Origin of the sequence: Psychrobacillus sp. FSL K6-4615 (assembly GCF_038008225.1) — a bacterium.
Lineage (GTDB): Bacteria > Bacillota > Bacilli > Bacillales_A > Planococcaceae > Psychrobacillus > Psychrobacillus psychrotolerans.
In genome coordinates this window covers 1,705,328-1,719,516 of sequence record NZ_JBBOYQ010000001.1, presented here as the reverse complement: position 1 = coordinate 1,719,516, position 14,189 = coordinate 1,705,328, and the positions used below count along the sequence as shown (strand labels likewise).

Here is a 14,189-nt window from a genome sequence, read left to right as displayed (position 1 = left end):
AGAAGTGTAATTTTGTAGGTTTCATTGATCTTTATAATCTCAACAATATCTCCTTCATCCAAATGAAGATTGATTAAATTTTTAGGAATCTATAACTGCACTAATTCATCCTCAAGTAATAAAAACTTGCCAAAATCTCCATCTAAACTATCAAGTGTGTATTTTTTATCATTATCTGACCTGCGAATCCAATAAAAATACCCACCGCAAATGCGATGAGTGGAATGAAATTCTTATTTAGTGTTTCCGAGGTTGATCTTTTAATTAATTCCACCACTCCTAAAACAATTGGTACAATTACTGTTGCAAATAATAACACTGCCGTCATCATAAGTTCCTCCTCTTATTTTAAAATAGTTGCTTCAAGTATCAGGTAGATGATACCACCAGCTGCAAATATTGTTTTCATGAAATCCCAAGCTTTTGCCCAATTATCCCGTTTGATCTCAGTATCAACTTTTTTAATTTCTATGTCTGCCTTCCTTTGTTCCTGCTGCATGTCGATGTCAGCTTTTCTTAGTTCCTGTTGCATACCAGTTGAGGATTTTATCAAATCCATTGTTTATCCATAATTGACTGAAAGAAAGAACGCGTTTCTTTGTTTTCTGTAAGAATGGTCGTCTTTAGGTCATGATAATTTTCGTCGGATTCACGTCGCCATTTTTCCATTTCCTTTTTCCATTCGAACAGAGCGTTTTGTCCCTTCAATAAATATTCTCTATCTTTCTTTAATTGCTCTATCTCTTATCCATGTACTTTAACTGTTTCAAACATAGACGAGTTGCCTCCTTTTGGCATCCTCTCACCCCTTTTTGGCAAATAAAAAGAGCACCCAATGGATGCCCTCAATGTTGATTATTAAGTTTTTCTTACAATGCAATATGTTCCAAAAGCAACTAATAATAAGTTCTCTTATTATTACTAAAACGATTAATTAAAAAATTTACTATTGAATCTAAAACAACAAACGATTTGTTAAAATGTACACGATAATTCTCCAAAAATAAAGAGACCCAAATTATTGGACCTCGATTTTTTACTTAAAGTATAGTTTATATAATTACATACAATTACTTTTTCCAGGGAATTTCTTCTCTAAGTCTTGATTACAATTGTACATTACAATTCCTAAAGTTACAGCAATTCCAGCTATATTAGACTTAATGCCTAGGGCTACTATTTTTTTAGCAGCTAAAGTAAATTCTTTATCAGAAATCAAATTGGCTATTGTCGAAAGAGCTGTCGTTGGACCGTAATTTGCTTTTAATCCTGCTAATAAACACTTATTCTCAGCTGCAATAAATTCAGGTTTTTCCTTCATTAAATGCCACTCGCATGCCACTATTAGGGGAGTAATTACCGAAGAATCATCAAACCCTTTCTCATTTACCTCCACAAATAACCCTGCTTCTTCCATCCCTTGAATTATCTCTTGATAATCTTCAAAACCATTTAATTCTTCCTCAAAAATCGCTCTATCATAACCAAGCGTAAACCCATTTTTATCGGTTACAATACCTTTTTCAAAAATTAAATTTAAAGCAGTTTCAAGTGTAGCTATATCCTCTGAATTAACTTCGTCATAAGCATTAGTTTTATTAGTTTCAACAAAACCTCCAAACACCGATAATACAACGATAGATACCACCATACCTAACTTTAATAATATACTTTTAGAAAGCTTATTCATTTTAAAATTCCCCCTTTCTCTTTTATAATATCACACAAATTTACATTTCCGACCTAATTTGGTAAATATTAGATTTTATTAACTTTATTTCTTTTTAACAACTTATTTATAACAACAAAAATTATTGCAGCAATTGATGTTATTATTATTTTTTGCGTTAAGTTAAAAGAATTAAAATTAATTGAAAGAATAACAAAAATACCAACTACGTAAACAATTAATCCTAAAACAAACCTTATATTATTTTTAAAAAAGTCTTTTAGATTTTCCATTAAATTTCACCTCGTATTTTAATTAGAATCTCAAATAAAATCTAGTTGTCTAAATATAGACGATAAATATTTGAGTTTGAAGTAAAAATCAAATACTATCGTAATACTCAAAACAAATAGTTCCTAAATATTAACACTTTTATTAACAATACACTAAAATATCAAATATGTGAAATATATTTTCCCAATCATTTACAAATAATAAAATAAATAACTCTAGCTTATTATATGCTTAATTGCTCTGTTAACTCTTCATATTGTGTTTGAGTAATACGATCACCGACTAGAAAAATATCTAGTTTCTGTTGCATATCCTCTTTTGAAATATAAGACTGACGTTCAATTTGTGATTCACATGCTCTGAAAGTTAAGTTCATTTTGCATTCTCCATTCTATTTTTATAGACCTAGTTCAATCATTGTTACTCGGTAGTCTACATCGACGATATAGTCTGTTAACGCATCTGCTTCAGAAGGAATTACTTAGTTCAAGTACTACCGGGTTCTTATCCTCACCAAACGTAATCTGACCATCTACAATGATTATTTCTTTCTGCATTGCTTGGGGCATTTCATCTGCTGTTATTTCTAGTTTTTCGTATTCACTAGCCTTGTGTCCAACGGTTTCAATAAACCGGTCAAATACTTCCGTATTAAACAAAGGGTGTTGTATTACCTCTAACATAACTTTGTTGTCTGATTTTCTATAAATTACTATTCCCACTTTGTCGCCTCCTTTTTATACATCTAGTACATAATCGCCAGAATAGCTAAAACTACCCGCACCGGTTTCCTTTTTGTTTAATCTCTTTTCAATCAATGGCATCACCCCATTATGCTATTTGCTTTTTTAGACATAGAAAAAGCACCTCGAGAGAGATGCTATATTAAGAATATTTATCTATCAATGCTCTCATATCAATTTGATTTATCTTGTGAATCTCTGAAAAGCGTTCTTGCAATTCTAATACATAATTTAATCCATTCATTGCTTTTTCAAAATCCCATTGTTTGATGAAATTTAAAAAATGAATTTTCTCAGATGAATCTGTGTTAAAATTATTCACTTTGTAAACAGAATCTTCATCAATGGAATAGACAAAATAATGATTATTATTGTAATCAATGATAGGGCCTCGTGTAGACATCCCTTCACATTCATTGTCAGGGTATTTAAAATAGTAATTGTTCTTTCTTAATACTTCAATTACTGGTTTCAACTCATCAATTCTATTCTTGAAGATTTGTCCTAGTTGTCCATTTAGAGTGATCGTCTCTTTTACTAATGAATTTAAAATTTCGTTATTCGACTCAGCCTTTAAACCATGTTGTTTACTTGTAACTTCTTCATTTGTAATTTTCATATCTTCACCTCCTATTTACAATATTCGCTACTGATTACTTCTCATATGTGATGGATGCTGCACAACATATTGCTGACCATTACACTTGATCAATGTTGCAACACCCTTCTTTTCCTTAATAATTTCACTGGAACCAAATTAGATGTGATCATTTTCAAAAACTGTGATTCTTGTATACTCGTAAAACCTTCAGTGATTGAGATTTTACTCACTCCTTTACTACGTTATTTTATGAAACTCTTGAAAATAAATAGTTTTAAGACTCCAAATTTAATCTCTTTATTATTTTTGGACAAATTGTACAATCTCTTTTCATGGCGACATCATACTTTATAAAGGTAAGGCTAGATTTTAATAGCCAGGAAAGGAGGTCTTGAATATGAGTTCGAGTTGTACAGAATGTAATAAACTTGACTGTAGAAAACATAGACAGTCTACTGAGAGTTTTAGAGATTCAAATGAGAATGATAGAAATCGCTGTAAAGGTTGCATTTGTGACCAATTAAGACGATTACAAACACAGACTGAAGTTGATGTTTTTTTATCCGGTGGCCAAATTTTAGAAGATGTTATCTTTATTGCCTTTGATCGGGAAAATTGCTGTGCTTTCTTTAATGATCCAGAAACAGAACCTGGTTCAACACTTATCGTAGATTGCCAAGACATTCAAGCTTTACGAATAGAAGCAGACTGAGTTATAAGGGACCTCTTTCTTTATGGAAGAGGTCCCTCCCTGTATAAAACAACAATATTGTGATTATAATTATTTAATTAGAGCCGAAAGCAGTCTGGGAAGCCTGCTGATTATGCCGATCTAGGCTCTGGTCTCATTCACTCTTTCCCCCTCCGTATGGTTGTACTTCGACATTATCTTATGAACAAACTTAGTCTCTTCATGGTTAGGTTTTTATTAATTGGACACTCTATCTAAGAGGTGACTAAATGAATTTTCCAACCATCCATACAAACTTTTGGGATGCTGTAATCGCAATACCCGTAATCATAATCATTACCCAAATAATTAAGATTCTTTTTCGAGTACAATCCAAATATGTTCCTCTTACAGCCTTAATATTAGGACTTCTTATTTCAGTTTTTATCAGTCACCGCCATCATTTTATTGCAGGTCTTTTCATGGGATGGTTTTATGGCTATGCTGCAATAGGGAATTACGCTTCACTAAAAACTGCAATATTATCTTACAGAAATAAACACAGAAATTAAAAAATTTACAAAATACACTATTCGGTTTGCCAATTACTTTCAACTTTTAGCGCCTACCTATATTAAGATGGTAAGAATAAACTGTTTTGTAGACACTATTTACCCTGAGGGAATGAATTTCTCCTCTATTCCCTCAGTACATATCTTGGTCGAACTGCGCTAAAAAATATAAAACCTTTCACGAAAAAATACATATTGAATAATATAAGTTGAAAATGTAAACAATGGAGGCTAATGATTTGAACAAAAATAATTTAAATTTTGAAGAAAATTATCCAGATCTCCAAACAAACAACCAATCTATTCTACCGGTAGTCAACGCCGCTTTAATTCCGCTTGCAGATGCCCTAGCTGGTATGGCAGAAGTACTTACAACATTTGAAGGACAACAACAAGAACGAAGTAACACTCCAGAAAGTAAAAACATGCAAAAACAACTTGACTATTTAAATACTGAAATAGAAAATCTAAAAAAACAAGTCAATTACCATAACTTATAATTATGGTTAAATAATTATTTTTTACTTAATTTAATTTAGTAATCAGAATAAAATTAAGGGTGTGTAAAAATGAATAATGGAATTGATCATCAAATGGATGAAAATTCTGAATCACCAGATATTTATGTAGCTAAGCTTAATTTAGTTGGAACAACACTTTCTACATTGGGCGATGCTCTTCAGACAATCGCTGCAGGGATTACTTTACAAGAATTAGAAAAAACAAATAATCAAAACCCTCAAAACCAATCAGATCAATCCAAAGAAATAGAAAGTATGCAAAAGCAAATTGAGCAATTAACTAGAAAAATAGATAGAATGGAACGTAGAAATAAATAAGCGTTCATAGATGTACAGATAGCATCATGTGTATCCACCTAATAAAATAAGAGGAAAGCCTATTCTTGGATTATCATCTTCATAAAAGGAGGTGAAAGTCATGCCTAAAGATGGAAAGAGAATTTGGAAAAGGTTTCTAAAACAATTAATTTACTTAATTGTAGAGACAATCCTCAATCATCTACTTTCGTGACAGACTTTCAGCAACCATGCTCAGTCATGAGTAATGGTTAGCCTCCGACATAAATAAACTTTTAAATTTACCTCATACATAAAATCACATTTTGATTCAAATGTAATCAATCACTTGAGATGGTCTAAAATCATCACCCCTCTTAGTTCTGCGGATCTCCATCAAACAAGGCTCGTTGTTTTCTCTGTAATCTCTAAATCTATTGCAAGCAATTTGCCACGCTTTTTCACCAGGGCCAATTTGACTGAAAATAGCATACGTATAATCACTCCATATTTTTTTAGCCTTTTCGTATTCATCACTTCCGTATTTGTATGGATTTTCTAATGGACTAAAACCTTCCGCTGGTATTACCGCTAATACAGTGCATATCTCAAATTCTCCTAGTATATCAATCCAATTACATTTTGAATCATCAAATTCATTTATCACTTCGAAAATAGTTAGTTGATCCAATTGCTCACCCTACTACTCAACATAATTTGGTTAACTGTGCATTATCAATAAGCCACCCTCACAACAACTCTAGGATGCATGCTATAAAACTTCCGAACGGTCAGAGCCTTTTAAAGAATATCAAGAATGGAAAGCTAATAGTTTTGCTGAACACGCATGCATCCCAACTTTTATATTAGATACACTAGAAACACGGAAGCTAAAGCAATATGGATGATCCAAGAGAAATTTGGTGTTGAGCGCGAGTTTGCAGAAAAGAGATTGCAACAGTATGTGTGCAATACTATGCAAAACTTATATAGGTAGCTTAAATGAAGACTAACAATTGGGGGTTTCCTACAACAGATGTGACCGTCACACTTCAAAATCATAGCGACAATGATAATAGGATGAACGCTTATGTCTATCTTGAGAAAGGATAATATCTATGAAACTAGCTGATTTGTTAAAGGAATTACGAGGAGATGAGTCATTACGAACGGCAGCTAAACGGATGAATATTAGTTACTCTTATTTATCACTTCTTGAAAACGGAATTGATAAGCGAACGGGCAAACCAGTAAAGCCTTCACCAGAAACTTTACATCAAATAGCTAAAGCATATAAATATGATTACATGAAACTAATTAAAATTTCCGGATATTTGGATGATGAGAAATTTAATCCTGAATTACAAGAACCATTCCCTACTAACCCCTCGTTACAACTATGGTATAAATCTTTACCAAATAACAAAGAAGATGACGTTAAAAAACTAAAAAACATGTGGGAGATCATTCAATAAAGTGTCTCTAAGTAACAGAAAACTGGATGGTAATTATTAATGCATTTTAAACAAATTAATAAAACCACGTGGAGATGTATCGCGGACGGTCCGGTTGATCCATTTACCGGAAAGCGCAAACAAATAGCTAGGCGTGGCAAAAGCAAAGGAGAAGCTAAAGAAAGAGTTGAAAAGGCTATTGAAGAAATAAAAAAATCACATAGCTTTGATTCGAAAGTAAAATTTAATAAATTCAGCGATCAATGGTTAAATCTTTACCGTTTAAAAGGAAACAAGGAAACTACAGTTGAGCATACTGTATTACTGTAATTAATAAATATATAGCCCAGCTGAAGATGACTGAGATAACAACCCTCAATTTACAACGAGTATTAAACGATTTATTTGAAAAAGGCACAGCTTACCATACGCTTAGAGGAATTCACAATGCTGCAAAGATGATTTTCAATTATGCAAAAGAAGTTGGAGTAATTGGAGTAAATCCTGTAGAAGCAGTATTCGTTCCAAAGAAGAAGCTAACACTCGAAGAGACCAATGGTGAAGATGTATCAAAGTTATATCTGGAAACAGATGAATTAAAAGTATTTTTAAACACTGTAGATGCTCATCGAAATATAATGAATCGGACATTAATCTATACTATTGCCTTTACAGGAATGCGTCCAGGGGAAGCAATAGCTTTAAAATATGAAGATATTGATTTGGAAAAGAAAAGTATTCGAATTAACAAAACTACTTACGCTAAGAAAAGTCTACGAGGTGATTTTGATCTAACTCCACCCAAGACCATTAGTAGTATTCGAACAGTTGATATTGATGATATTATTGTTGAAAAGTTGAAGGAGTTATTTCATTATCGTGTAATTCGAGAATGGATTGTTTCAGATTATGTATTTGGGAATATAGATGGCATCCCCCCTACTGTTAAATCATTAAATCAAACAGTCCGGAGGTTAGGTGAAAAAACACTATAAAATAACAATTCCGGACTTACATCTTGAGGCACACACATATAAGTTTGTTAGCAGAAGCTGAAGTGGATTTAAATTTCATTATGAATCGTGTTGGACATAAAAATTCAAAAACAACGACTGCAATTTATTTACATGTAACTGGTGGAATGAGAGATAATGCTTCACAAAAAATGCATGCTAAATTTACTGATTTACTAAAGGATTAAATCTAAAAAAACTAAGTTTGGGAGAAAACCAGGATAAATGTTATCTTTTTGTAACTTTTTCTTTAAAAAGATAATATTTACCCTTCATAAACGTCGTTGATACACCAAGGTTCACGAAAGATTTGAATGCTTATACTCATCGTATGCATTCATGATTTCGCCTTCTTTCAATTAGTTTCACATATCCTATTATAACAACAATTTTACAGCATAAGTTAATAACCTGTTTTCGTAGTTTTGCTTACTCTTTTGTGATTTTTGTGACTTTCTTGTTCAACCGAAAATATTTTTGTGCAACATGTTAAACAAACTCCAAATCTTCAAGTTACCCATTCTTTTATATAACTCAAATAGAAAACCACCTTTCATATGAAATTTGAATAAAAGATTTTACGAAAAAGTAATTCTCTTTCTATACCCATCCATATTTAATCGACCCACTATACTATTTGCTCTTGTTATCAAAGAAAAAAACACCAATTCAAGTTTATAGAAATTGGTGTTTCAAAAGAAGATATAGATTATTTTGTAAGATTTTTACCTCATGAAAACTAAAAGATTTACTCAGAGTATTACGATAACGGCTATATCTCTTTTGATAATTCCTTTTATGGAGGCAGGTAATTTTTGAGTCTTTCTCTGAAGTATATTCATTCACCACTACAAATTAGCTTTATGTTACGCAATGTAAAATAGGTGATCAAAATGTAGTGGTGGGAGAGACTTTTACTGTTCTAATTTTTTGGTATGATTTTTGTGATCTTTTGGAAAAAGTAAGCCAAATATTATAGTAAAGAAAAAAACGCTTGCGGCAGTTGTAATAATACAAGGCAAAATATAATCTGAATCCATCGCAAATATTACACTTTTTCGAAACCAGTTTTGAAAAGGTAAACCTAGACCTAGAAGTACCGCAAAAAACAGGATTTTAAGACTAATATGCTTGCCTTTTATCTTTTTAATGGCAGTGTTTACACCAATACGTAATAGCGCAAGTCCTAAGCCTACGAACATAAAAATAACTAAATAATATTTGACACTTTCATTTAATATAAAACTTTTACCAATCATTATAAGAAGTGTTGCTAAAGCAATATATAAAATAATCATTTTTTTCTTCAAAATAGATCACGTTTCCTCTCTAGTATGGTGTGTAATGTCTATTAAAAGCTTACATCTACGGCTATTCTTAAGCAATAAACAATATTGAACACATTGTTGTGTGGTTTGAAAGAAGAAAAGAATGTCTGCATACAACGAGAGCAACAAAAACCAAATAATTTTATTGACTTACTGATGGAAGGAAAAAGATTTTTTCTATATTACCATTCGTCAGATTGCATATTATGCTCATTTTCATTATGAAGGTAAACTTGACTTATTAAACAAAATTAAAAATAAAGTAATTATGTATAGCAGAGGCGATCTAAAATTTAAATCCTCGTATATTTCTCCAAAAACCGCTTCATGGTGTAGTAACCATTTTTTTCAAAATGGTGGAAGCTGATCTGATTAATCGACTCCTTGAACTTAGTTTTGATTGGGCTCATCGAATAGCCAATCACCTGTATATATTTGATTTGATAGGTACATACTTCCTAAAAAAGAAGTAGGTGAATATGTTGATAAAATATGAACTAACTTTAAATAATTTTTATGTTCAAACTCTCAATGAAATTGTAAAACAATACAATGAACTAGTTCCTGAGCACGCTTCTTATTCTTATTCCGCACAAGATGTAATCGAGCTACTTCTCGTTCGAGAGCATGTGAACAATGAATTTAGAAAATAGATCTTAACAGGTGTTTTTACTGATATTCATTTTCTTAGATTGCTGAAATACAAAAAGCCCCACCGCTTCAACAGTGGGGCTCAGCTATTGTTTGAGAATACGAAGGGAGATCTTCAGCATCTCCTAGTTATATTACCCGTCACACATAGATAGTAACCTGGTAATTATAGCTAAATATGTTTATCCTCTCATTGCATGTCAGGTTTCTCCTGAAATGAACTTATTTCGGCTCATTCCTGCTACTTAATAGTAAATGTCTGAATTAGGCACTGTTCATCATCCACTACATCTTGTTTTTCTGTATACTGAATATTTAAGTCGCTATAAACGTTTTTCCAAAACGAAACTGCGGGACTATTTTCTATTAATTCAATGACAAAGTACTTCCCTTTCTTAACTTCGAATATTTCCTGTATTGCTTTTCTGCCTAAACCTTGGCCTTTGTATTTATTTAATATAAATAGATCATTTATACCGAAGTCATAATCTTTTTTTAGGAATGGTCTTTCCAGTAGTAGCATAAATCCAATAATGTCTTTATCTAAAAGGATGAAATATGGGGTAAGTCCATCTAATTCCCAAAAATCATCAATTTCCTCATACTCAAAGTTCCCTTGTTCTCCAATATCTAAGAGTGTAGTAAATTTTGAAAGGTCATGAAGATATAATGAGTAAAGATTTTGCAAAATAGTCTTCTCTGTTTCTAATACTTCCTTCAGTTTAAGATTCATATTATGTTACCCCCCATATAATCATTTGAACAGTTCCTTATAGGCCAATACTTTTAAGGCAAGCATTTCTTCCTCCGTCAGATTACTTTCTAACTTATTAAATATTTCCTGTTTTTCTTCTACTGTCATCCCATTTTGAGCTTTTAATTGGATTTCTTGAATTTCACTTATACCAAACTTTGTTATCAAAGCTCTCGTAGCCTCTTCTTTCGTTTGAAATGGTAGTTTGCTACTATCTACATCCTTACCTTCTGCTATAAATTCTTGAAGCTCTGGATCATTTTCAATTTCATTTTTTATCATTTCTAATTCTCCACTATCCTGTAACTCTAGCGATATCTTCTCCATGACTTGATCGGCAACTAGCTTTGGTCCAAAGTAATATGCGCCTACTACAATAATGCCCAAAAAAATTATAATACCAAAAATTACTTTAATAATTCTCAACGTTATTCCTCCTGAATCATGATTACTACATATCATACTACAATCACAACAAGAAAAAACCTTTTACATAGTAAGCACAAAATTGCATGCACTAAAGTAAAAGGTTTCATCATGAACTTATTAAGAAGCAATCCAATCGATATGATTGAGAAACTCGTAAACATCCTCGCAAACTTTTTCTTTCTCTTTTCCAAGAGTAATAATATGACCAGATTCTTTATACCAAATAATTTCTTTATCATCTGTTTCAACTGTTTCATGAATATAAGAAGCACTTTTTTGGTATATCTCATCATCTAATGATCCTTGCATTACTAAAATAGGAGAATTTATACGTTGTAAGCCATCACAGGTCGTTTCAGTTATTTCATGAACTCCATGAAGCGATTCGGTGTTGGTGTTTTTTAATGTCTCTAATTCGTCTATTATTACTTCTGTTGGTTTGCCTTCAAATGATTTATAAATTTTAGCATAGTTATATAACCGATCAAACAATCCGTCTGTATTGTTTCTTTTTATAGGAGCACACATAGATACTACCGCTTTTACGGGGAACTCTTCAGCCACTTTCAATGAAAAAACTCCTCCAAGGGAGATCCCTGCTACTGCAATTTCCTCATAGCCTAAGTTTTTTAAATGATTATAGCCATCTACTACATCCTGCCACCACTCGGATGGACTAGTTAATAATAATTCTTCTGGGGTTAGTCCATGTCCTCTGTACATAGGCGCATGACAAGTATAGCCTCTTTTTTGTAAATATTGCCCTAATCTTTTTACATCCTTCGTGCTCCCTGTAAATCCATGAAGCAATAATACTGCTCTTTTACCGCCTTCTAATGTAAAGGCCTTAGGTGCTACAACTTTCATTTAAATATCCCCTTTATCTCATTAAACTATTAGTCCGTTAAACTTATAGTAGCATTGACTATTTATAATGTATAATTTATTATTCTTATCAGTACGATACCTTTTGTGCATGAATGAACGAAAAGGAATGATATAAATGGAATGGCAGCGATTGGAATATTTTCAGACACTAGCTAGGATTCAACATATGACGAAAGCAGCAGAAATCCTTTCTATTTCTCAACCCGCATTAAGCAGATCTATTGCAAGCTTAGAGAAAGAGATTGGTGTCCCTTTATTTGATAGACAAGGTCGCTCTATTATATTAAACAAATACGGTCAGCTGTTTTTAATGACGGTCAATAATATTATGAAAGAAATGGAGCAAGGTTTAGAGGAAATACAACATATTATTAATCCTGAACACGGAGAAGTTTCACTAGGATTTTTACATACTTTAGGAACAAGTACAGTTCCCAATATTATCCGGGCATTTCATAAGGAGTATCCACATATCACGTTTAAGTTTCATCAGAATCATACACATACACAGTTGAAAGAACTAAAACATGGTAGTTTGGATTTATGTTTGCTAGCTTCCATGGAACACGAAAATCCGATTGAATGGACAGAACTTTGGCGGGATGAATTATTTGTTATAGTGCAAACAAACCATCCCCTCGCAGCACGAAAGAGTATCCGGTTAAAAGAAATAGCAAACGAATCCTTTATAGCACTAAAAAAAGGCTATGCACTGCGCAAAACAACAGACGAAATTTTCGAGAATGAAGGGTTAAAACCTATTATTTCCTTTGAAGGTGATGAAGTTGCTACTGTAGCAGGATTTATAGCTGCTGGACTGGGATACTCCATTTTACCTTACGGAGAAGAAATGGATAAAATGACTAAATTGAAAATTGAAGACGCTTCCTACGAACGAGTAATAGGTATGGCCGTAGTGAAAGATCGCTATCTTTCCCCCGCAGCTAAATTATTTCACCAATTTGTTCTGGATTACTTTCTGGTATAAGAATAGCAGCTATACTTGTGTCTAGCCCTGGCATTTACTTTCGCTCACTATCTAGATCTCACGTTTTTTTCCAGTTACTGACCTCATTATTTAAATACTCGCTCTAGCTAATGATTTACTAGCGGAACATTATATTTCTCCATTATTTTTATCCCATAGAACAAAAAACGCAAGAGAGCAGTTCATCTTAGTGAACAGCTTTCTTGCGTTTAAAATACATGCTATTTTCTTGCTTCACTCATTTGTTTCCAAACAGAACCTTTTGCTTCTTCTCCACCCTCAATACGTGCAATAGCCATGAGAACTTGGAGTTTAACCTCATATTCTTTGTCGTCCATTGCTTCCTTAAGAGCTGGAAGTGAATCTGTGTCGCCGACTTCATAGAAATACATCGCTGCTCTCCAGCGAACTAGTTTGTTTTTATCAAAGAGAGCAATCTTCATGGCATCAGCAAATTGTTCGAACCCTAAGTCACTCATCGCATCTCCAGCTGTTCGTCTAACTGCTGAACTCTTATCTTTTAGCGCCATTTCTAAATAGGGAACAACAGCTTCATCTTCTATCAATCCTAGGTAAACAGTAGCTAAACGTCGAATAGAGACTTGCTCATCCTGCACTGCTCGCTCTAGTATAGGTAAGTCCTCAATTTCTGGATTGATCAAGTTATTTAGTAATTGGAAACGTTGCTCCCATTCACTAACCTCGAATTGTGCTAATGTAAATGGTACTCTAATTGGTTTTTTATCTTCTTCGTTAAGATCTTTATCTGCTATAAGCTGTCCTAGCTTGCTCTGCGGGAAACTAGCTTCCAGTTCTTTTACTAACTGTTCGCCTATTTCCTTTTGATCGCCATAACGAACGCCATAATCTACCCATTTACGAAGCAAAATATAGTTTTCTTTATCGCCTTCCATCGCTTCGTCTAATGCCTTAATAAAGCGTTCTGATAGTCCATATCTCGATTCAGTTTCACTATCAAATACCTTCACCTGAAGTGGAATTCCTTTATACTGCTGCACATGAACGTATACTTCCCCGTAATGTTCTAAAGGTGTAACTGTCTCGTTGACTTCATCATTAGCAGCGCCGAAAACATTTTCCACGCTTGCTAAGATTGTTTCCCATGTAAACTTTGCAATCCGTTCAATAGCAAGGAAATCCGCCACATGATAAACACCTTTAACACCGTCGATTGTAAATAGAGCTTGAATTTCCTTTGGTGCATCCGCTATATTGTCTTTTTTATAGTTATAACTTTTACCAAAAGGTAATTCCTGATCAATCACAACTTTCATGGTATTTGGACTTGGTGTTGGTTCAATCGTTACTATTTTCATG

At 33.0% G+C, this 14,189-nt stretch carries 23 protein-coding genes; 10 read left to right on the top strand and 13 right to left on the bottom strand.

The annotated features are described in order from the left end of the window. Positions 1-142: 142 nt before the first annotated feature. The 7 genes from MKX53_RS08345 to MKX53_RS08315 form a co-directional block, all read right to left on the bottom strand. Positions 143-331, bottom strand: a complete 189-nt coding sequence (locus MKX53_RS08345; protein ID WP_340910560.1) for a hypothetical protein — start codon at positions 329-331, stop codon at positions 143-145. A gap of 12 nt (positions 332-343) precedes the next feature. Continuing rightward, entirely contained in the window at positions 344-553 is a 210-nt protein-coding gene (locus MKX53_RS08340; RefSeq protein ID WP_340910557.1) for a hypothetical protein, read from the bottom strand. Positions 554-1,060: 507 nt separating this feature from the next. Beyond that, entirely contained in the window at positions 1,061-1,690 is a 630-nt protein-coding gene (locus MKX53_RS08335) for a hypothetical protein (RefSeq protein ID WP_340910555.1), read from the bottom strand. 68 nt (positions 1,691-1,758) lie between these two features. Beyond that, entirely contained in the window at positions 1,759-1,962 is a 204-nt protein-coding gene (locus MKX53_RS08330) for a hypothetical protein (RefSeq protein WP_093534410.1), read from the bottom strand. 224 nt (positions 1,963-2,186) lie between these two features. After that, entirely contained in the window at positions 2,187-2,339 is a 153-nt protein-coding gene (locus MKX53_RS08325; RefSeq protein ID WP_340910552.1) for a hypothetical protein, read from the bottom strand. A 91-nt stretch (positions 2,340-2,430) separates the two neighbouring features. Further along, positions 2,431-2,685, bottom strand: a complete 255-nt coding sequence (locus MKX53_RS08320) for a hypothetical protein (protein WP_340910550.1) — start codon at positions 2,683-2,685, stop codon at positions 2,431-2,433. A 163-nt stretch (positions 2,686-2,848) separates the two neighbouring features. Next, positions 2,849-3,325 (bottom strand): hypothetical protein, encoded by a 477-nt coding sequence (locus MKX53_RS08315; RefSeq protein ID WP_340910548.1) that lies wholly within the window; start codon positions 3,323-3,325, stop codon positions 2,849-2,851. A 490-nt stretch (positions 3,326-3,815) separates the two neighbouring features. Here MKX53_RS08315 and MKX53_RS08310 point away from each other — a divergent pair, with 490 nt between their 5' ends. The 4 genes from MKX53_RS08310 (at position 3,816) to MKX53_RS08295 (ending at position 5,388) form a co-directional block, all read left to right on the top strand. Beyond that, entirely contained in the window at positions 3,816-4,019 is a 204-nt protein-coding gene (locus MKX53_RS08310; protein ID WP_093535676.1) for a hydrolase, read from the top strand. Between the two features lie 248 nt (positions 4,020-4,267). Beyond that, complete coding sequence (locus MKX53_RS08305) at positions 4,268-4,549, top strand: hypothetical protein (protein WP_093534416.1); 282 nt, start codon at positions 4,268-4,270, stop codon at positions 4,547-4,549. Positions 4,550-4,788: 239 nt separating this feature from the next. Beyond that, positions 4,789-5,049, top strand: coding sequence for a hypothetical protein (locus MKX53_RS08300; protein ID WP_340910546.1), 261 nt, complete (start codon positions 4,789-4,791; stop codon positions 5,047-5,049). Positions 5,050-5,118: 69 nt separating this feature from the next. Further along, a complete protein-coding gene (locus MKX53_RS08295; protein WP_093534420.1) occupies positions 5,119-5,388 on the top strand; it encodes a hypothetical protein in 270 nt (89 codons plus the stop codon). A gap of 289 nt (positions 5,389-5,677) precedes the next feature. Here the strand turns inward: MKX53_RS08295 and MKX53_RS08290 are convergent, their stop codons facing one another. Continuing rightward, positions 5,678-6,037 carry a hypothetical protein gene (locus MKX53_RS08290; protein ID WP_340910545.1) on the bottom strand — a complete coding sequence of 120 codons (360 nt, stop codon included), beginning with the start codon at positions 6,035-6,037 and terminating at the stop codon, positions 5,678-5,680. A 427-nt stretch (positions 6,038-6,464) separates the two neighbouring features. Between MKX53_RS08290 and MKX53_RS08285 the strand changes: the two genes are divergently transcribed. The 4 genes from MKX53_RS08285 to MKX53_RS08270 are packed head-to-tail and all read left to right on the top strand — an operon-like array spanning position 6,465 to position 8,001. Then, complete coding sequence (locus MKX53_RS08285) at positions 6,465-6,821, top strand: helix-turn-helix domain-containing protein (RefSeq protein WP_340910544.1); 357 nt, start codon at positions 6,465-6,467, stop codon at positions 6,819-6,821. 39 nt (positions 6,822-6,860) lie between these two features. Then, positions 6,861-7,130, top strand: a complete 270-nt coding sequence (locus tag MKX53_RS08280) for an Arm DNA-binding domain-containing protein (protein ID WP_340910541.1) — start codon at positions 6,861-6,863, stop codon at positions 7,128-7,130. Between the two features lie 26 nt (positions 7,131-7,156). Beyond that, positions 7,157-7,795: a tyrosine-type recombinase/integrase gene (locus MKX53_RS08275; RefSeq protein WP_340910539.1), complete on the top strand. Its 639-nt coding sequence runs from the start codon at positions 7,157-7,159 to the stop codon at positions 7,793-7,795. Positions 7,796-7,818: 23 nt separating this feature from the next. Continuing rightward, complete coding sequence (locus MKX53_RS08270) at positions 7,819-8,001, top strand: tyrosine-type recombinase/integrase (protein WP_175496157.1); 183 nt, start codon at positions 7,819-7,821, stop codon at positions 7,999-8,001. Positions 8,002-8,727: 726 nt separating this feature from the next. On the opposite strand, the gene MKX53_RS08265 is transcribed toward MKX53_RS08270, so the two are convergent. Continuing rightward, positions 8,728-9,123, bottom strand: a complete 396-nt coding sequence (locus tag MKX53_RS08265) for an MFS transporter permease (protein WP_340910536.1) — start codon at positions 9,121-9,123, stop codon at positions 8,728-8,730. 497 nt (positions 9,124-9,620) lie between these two features. On the opposite strand from MKX53_RS08265, the gene MKX53_RS08260 reads away from it, so the two are divergent. Further along, entirely contained in the window at positions 9,621-9,794 is a 174-nt protein-coding gene (locus tag MKX53_RS08260; RefSeq protein WP_175496158.1) for a hypothetical protein, read from the top strand. 239 nt (positions 9,795-10,033) lie between these two features. On the opposite strand, the gene MKX53_RS08255 is transcribed toward MKX53_RS08260, so the two are convergent. From MKX53_RS08255 to MKX53_RS08245, 3 genes are all read right to left on the bottom strand, one after another. Continuing rightward, positions 10,034-10,525 (bottom strand): GNAT family N-acetyltransferase, encoded by a 492-nt coding sequence (locus tag MKX53_RS08255; protein ID WP_340910533.1) that lies wholly within the window; start codon positions 10,523-10,525, stop codon positions 10,034-10,036. 21 nt (positions 10,526-10,546) lie between these two features. After that, complete coding sequence (locus tag MKX53_RS08250) at positions 10,547-10,972, bottom strand: hypothetical protein (protein ID WP_340910531.1); 426 nt, start codon at positions 10,970-10,972, stop codon at positions 10,547-10,549. A gap of 120 nt (positions 10,973-11,092) precedes the next feature. After that, the gene (locus tag MKX53_RS08245) at positions 11,093-11,842 is read right to left on the bottom strand and encodes an alpha/beta hydrolase (protein ID WP_093534434.1); all 750 of its coding nucleotides are present in this window, start codon (positions 11,840-11,842) and stop codon (positions 11,093-11,095) included. 136 nt (positions 11,843-11,978) lie between these two features. Here MKX53_RS08245 and MKX53_RS08240 point away from each other — a divergent pair, with 136 nt between their 5' ends. Next, positions 11,979-12,851, top strand: coding sequence for a LysR family transcriptional regulator (locus MKX53_RS08240; RefSeq protein WP_093534436.1), 873 nt, complete (start codon positions 11,979-11,981; stop codon positions 12,849-12,851). A gap of 221 nt (positions 12,852-13,072) precedes the next feature. Here MKX53_RS08240 and MKX53_RS08235 read toward each other — a convergent pair whose 3' ends face one another. Next, positions 13,073-14,188: a virulence factor gene (locus tag MKX53_RS08235; protein ID WP_093534438.1), complete on the bottom strand. Its 1,116-nt coding sequence runs from the start codon at positions 14,186-14,188 to the stop codon at positions 13,073-13,075. Position 14,189 lies beyond the last annotated feature (1 nt).

Excerpts from the sequence above, each read along its gene's own strand:
- MKX53_RS08345 (WP_340910560.1), bottom strand. The coding sequence starts at position 331 with ATGATGACGGCAGTGTTATTATTTGCAACAGTAATTGTACCAATTGTT.
- MKX53_RS08335 (WP_340910555.1), bottom strand. The coding sequence starts at position 1,690 with ATGAATAAGCTTTCTAAAAGTATATTATTAAAGTTAGGTATGGTGGTA.
- MKX53_RS08330 (WP_093534410.1), bottom strand. The coding sequence starts at position 1,962 with ATGGAAAATCTAAAAGACTTTTTTAAAAATAATATAAGGTTTGTTTTA.
- MKX53_RS08325 (WP_340910552.1), bottom strand. The coding sequence starts at position 2,339 with ATGAACTTAACTTTCAGAGCATGTGAATCACAAATTGAACGTCAGTCT.
- MKX53_RS08315 (WP_340910548.1), bottom strand. The coding sequence starts at position 3,325 with ATGAAAATTACAAATGAAGAAGTTACAAGTAAACAACATGGTTTAAAG.
- MKX53_RS08305 (WP_093534416.1), top strand. The coding sequence starts at position 4,268 with ATGAATTTTCCAACCATCCATACAAACTTTTGGGATGCTGTAATCGCA.
- MKX53_RS08295 (WP_093534420.1), top strand. The coding sequence starts at position 5,119 with ATGAATAATGGAATTGATCATCAAATGGATGAAAATTCTGAATCACCA.
- MKX53_RS08285 (WP_340910544.1), top strand. The coding sequence starts at position 6,465 with ATGAAACTAGCTGATTTGTTAAAGGAATTACGAGGAGATGAGTCATTA.
- MKX53_RS08280 (WP_340910541.1), top strand. The coding sequence starts at position 6,861 with ATGCATTTTAAACAAATTAATAAAACCACGTGGAGATGTATCGCGGAC.
- MKX53_RS08275 (WP_340910539.1), top strand. The coding sequence starts at position 7,157 with ATGACTGAGATAACAACCCTCAATTTACAACGAGTATTAAACGATTTA.
- MKX53_RS08260 (WP_175496158.1), top strand. The coding sequence starts at position 9,621 with ATGTTGATAAAATATGAACTAACTTTAAATAATTTTTATGTTCAAACT.
- MKX53_RS08255 (WP_340910533.1), bottom strand. The coding sequence starts at position 10,525 with ATGAATCTTAAACTGAAGGAAGTATTAGAAACAGAGAAGACTATTTTG.
- MKX53_RS08245 (WP_093534434.1), bottom strand. The coding sequence starts at position 11,842 with ATGAAAGTTGTAGCACCTAAGGCCTTTACATTAGAAGGCGGTAAAAGA.
- MKX53_RS08240 (WP_093534436.1), top strand. The coding sequence starts at position 11,979 with ATGGAATGGCAGCGATTGGAATATTTTCAGACACTAGCTAGGATTCAA.
- MKX53_RS08235 (WP_093534438.1), bottom strand. The coding sequence starts at position 14,188 with ATGAAAATAGTAACGATTGAACCAACACCAAGTCCAAATACCATGAAA.